We start from the raw sequence: 3,334 nt of genomic DNA, 5'->3' as shown, positions 1-3,334 counted from the left end.
GCCCAGCGGGTGCCGCGAGCGCTGCCCGGCCCAGCTGCGCAGTTCCTCGCCCCACCACGCCAGCTTGGCGTCGGCCGGCATCGGGTCGCCGGCGGTGTTGAGGATGTCGTCGAACTCCTGCAGCAGCGAGAACCAGGCCACGACGAGGTTGCGCTGGTGTTCGGGAACAAAGGGCTCTGCCACCGACCATTCCGGCCAGCGGGTGCGCCATTTGTCGAGGAAGCTGTCGAGGGCGCTGGAGGTGGTCATGGCGATGATCCTGGCGGTGCACGTACGCACCAACGGTGCGTACCTACCGCGGGTTGTGGGATGGCGTGTACGCACCAACGGTGCGTACCTACCGCGGGTTGTGGGATGGCGTGTACGCACCAACGGTGCATACCTACCGGGAATTGTAACGAGGCCGGTAGGTATGGACCGTTGGTCCATACCGGGATCAGGCTCCGCGTACGCTGGGCCAGGCACACGGGGTATGCAGCTGGAACGGCGTTTCCACCATCACCTCGGCACCCCATGCCAACGGGTTGTCGTCATCCAGGCGGTAGCCCCACAGCGCAGCCACAGACGGCATGCCGGCCGCCTGCGCGGCCAGAATGTCGCGCTCGTCATCGCCCACATAGACGCAGGTGGCAGGTTCGATGCCCATGCGGCGCGCGGCCTCCAGCAGCGGCAGCGGATGCGGCTTGCGCTCGCTCAGGGTGTCGCCGCCGATCAGCACCTGGCAGCGCTGCTCCCAACTCAGCTGCGGCACGATCAGCCGCGCCAGGTACTCGGGCTTGTTGGTGACAATGCCCCAGCGGGTGCCGGCGGCCTCCAGTGCCTCCAGCATGCGCTCGATGCCGTCGAACAGCACCGCGTGCTGTCCGATCAGCGCTTCATAGCGCTGCAGGAACTCGGGGATCAGCGCGTCGCGCGCCGTGGCATCCAGCTCGGGAAACGCCGCAGACACCATCGCCCGCGCGCCCTTGGACACCACCGGACGCAGTACCTCCAGCGTGATCGGCGCGCGTTCACGCGCGGCCAGCATCGCGTTGGCGGTGGCCAGCATGTCCGGCGCGCTGTCGAGCAGCGTGCCATCCAGGTCGAACAGCACCGCTGCCGGGAAACCGGTCTTTGCCGAAACCGCTTCAGACACCGGTGCTGTCTTCCGGCTTGACCGCATGGGCCAGGTAGTTGATGTCGGTGCGCGAGCTCAGGCGGGCGCGGTTGCGCCACGGCTCATAGGCCATGCCGCTGACGTCGCGCAGGTTGAAATCGGCTTCGCGCAGCCACTTGCCGAGCTCGGCCGGCTTGATGAATTCCTGGTAGTGGTGCGTGCCCTTGGGCAGCAGCCGTGCCACGTACTCGGCACCCACAATGGCCACGGCGAACGCGGCCGGGGTGCGGTTGATGGTGGACAGGAACAGCTGGCCGCCCGGCTTGAGCAGCCGGTGGCAGGCGGCGATGATCGCGCCCGGGTCCGGCACGTGCTCCAGCATTTCCATGCAGGTCACCACGTCGAAGCTGCCCGGCTGTTCTGCCGCCAGGTCCTCGGCCGCCTGCACGCGGTAGTCCACCTTCACGCCAGACTCGAGCCCGTGCAGGCGTGCCACCTTGACCAGCTCCGGGGCCAGGTCAATGGCGGTCACGTCCGCGCCGGCCTGGGCCAGTGCCTCGCTGAGCAGGCCGCCGCCGCAGCCGATATCGAGCACGCGCGCGCCGCGCAGCGGGGCGCGGTCGGCGACGTACTTCAGGCGCACCGGATTCAGTGCGTGCAGGGGCTTCTGCGGGCCGTCGGCGTCCCACCAGCGGTTGGCCAGTGCGGCGAACTTGTCCAGTTCAGCCTGATCGAAATTGGTGGAAGCGTGGGGGCTGTTCATGGGGTTACCTTCTTGGATCCGCGCGCCGCAATCACGCACGGATGTGTCGAATACGCTCGCGCCACTGGCGCGCATTGGCGACGATCGCCGCGGTGTCCATGCCGACCAGCTCACGCTGGACCAGCTTGGGCTGACCGGCGATCCAGACATCGCTGACCTGGTGACGGCCGGCGGCATACACCAGCTGCGACAGCACATGGTGCAGCGGCTGGGTTTCCAGTGCGGACAGGTCCACACAGACCAGGTCGGCCTGCTTGCCGACCTCGATCGAGCCGATGCGGTCGCCGAAGCCCAGCGCGCGCGCCCCGCCCAGCGTGGCCGCACGCAGCGTGGTGGCCGCGTCCAGGGCGGTGGCGTCATTGGCCACCGCCTTGGCCAGGATGGCCGCGGTGCGGTTCTCGCTGAACATGTCCAGGTCATTGTTGCTGGCGCAGCCGTCGGTGCCGATCGCCAGGTTGACCCCCGCACGCTGCAGCGCGCAGGCCGGGCAGAAGCCGGAGGCCAGCTTCAGGTTCGATTCCGGGCAGTGCACCACGCTGACGCCGCGTTCGGCGCACAGGTGAATTTCCGCTTCGGTGAGCTGGGTCATGTGCACCGCGATCAGGCGGTCGTTGACCAGGCCCAGCCGGTCCAGGCGTGCCAGCGGACGCTGGCCGTGCAGCTTGATCGAGTCGCTGACTTCCTGCGCGGTTTCATGGGTGTGCAGGTGCACCTGCATGTCCAGCTGGTCGGACAGCATGCGCACGCGCTCGAAGTTCGCGTCGCTGACGGTGTACGGCGCATGCGGCGCGAACGAGGTGCCGATCAGCGGGTCGCCGCGCCACTGGTCATGCAGCTCACCGGCCTTGGCGAAGTACTCATCGTCACTCTTGGCCCAGGCAGTGGGGAAATCAATGACCACCGCGCCGACCAGCGCGCGGAACCCATGCTGCTTGTACACGGCGGCCTGCACATCGGCGAAGAAGTAGTTCTCGTTGGCGCAGGTGGTGCCCCCGCGCAGCATTTCCGCGATCGCCAGGGTGGTGCCGTCAGCGACGAACTCGGGCCCGATCACCGCCGCTTCCACCGGCCAGATGTGCTGCTGCAGCCAGACCATCAGCGGCAGGTCGTCGGCGACGCCGCGCAGCAGGGTCATCGGGTTGTGGGTATGGGCATTCACCAGGCCCGGCATCAGCGCCGCATCAGGACGCGAGACGGTCTGCTTCGGGGCGAAGCGGGCGCGGGCTTCGGCGCGCGGCAGGATCGCGATGATCTCGCTGCCGCGTACTGCGACAGCATGGTCTTCCAGCACCACCGCATGCGGCTCGATCGGGACCACGTATCCGGCTTCGATCAGCAGGTCACAGGCTTCGGGGATGCGGGAGGTGTCGGTCATGCGGACTCGCTTCGGTGTGGCCGGTGGCCCGACGGCGCGGGCGACCGCGGTGTTGCTGTTGGTAGCGCCGGCCGTTGGCCGGCCTTGGGACTGCCTGGGC

The 3,334-nt window shown here is 68.2% G+C and carries 3 protein-coding genes and 1 pseudogene; all 4 read right to left on the bottom strand.

The window, feature by feature from the left end; genetic code table 11:
• A pseudogene (locus EGJ34_RS20960) lies at window positions 1-249 on the bottom strand (phytoene/squalene synthase family protein); the annotation flags it as partial.
• A 187-nt stretch (window positions 250-436) separates the two neighbouring features.
• Window positions 437-1,135: a phosphoglycolate phosphatase gene (locus tag EGJ34_RS20955; protein ID WP_260477091.1), complete on the bottom strand. Its 699-nt coding sequence runs from the start codon at window positions 1,133-1,135 to the stop codon at window positions 437-439.
• The gene (gene ubiG / locus EGJ34_RS20950; protein ID WP_125362344.1) at window positions 1,128-1,859 is read right to left on the bottom strand and encodes a bifunctional 2-polyprenyl-6-hydroxyphenol methylase/3-demethylubiquinol 3-O-methyltransferase UbiG; all 732 of its coding nucleotides are present in this window, start codon (window positions 1,857-1,859) and stop codon (window positions 1,128-1,130) included. The genes EGJ34_RS20955 and ubiG overlap by 8 nt, the downstream gene beginning before the upstream one ends.
• 31 nt (window positions 1,860-1,890) lie before the next feature.
• Window positions 1,891-3,234 (bottom strand): TRZ/ATZ family hydrolase, encoded by a 1,344-nt coding sequence (locus tag EGJ34_RS20945; RefSeq protein ID WP_125362343.1) that lies wholly within the window; start codon window positions 3,232-3,234, stop codon window positions 1,891-1,893.
• Window positions 3,235-3,334: the final 100 nt, after the last annotated feature.

The sequence above is a fragment of the Stenotrophomonas sp. 278 genome (assembly GCF_003935715.1).
Lineage (GTDB): Bacteria > Pseudomonadota > Gammaproteobacteria > Xanthomonadales > Xanthomonadaceae > Stenotrophomonas > Stenotrophomonas maltophilia_AH.
This window is presented reverse-complemented; position numbering and strand designations above follow the sequence as displayed.

Excerpts from the sequence above, each read along its gene's own strand:
- ubiG (WP_125362344.1), bottom strand. The coding sequence starts at position 1,859 with ATGAACAGCCCCCACGCTTCCACCAATTTCGATCAGGCTGAACTGGAC.
- EGJ34_RS20945 (WP_125362343.1), bottom strand. The coding sequence starts at position 3,234 with ATGACCGACACCTCCCGCATCCCCGAAGCCTGTGACCTGCTGATCGAA.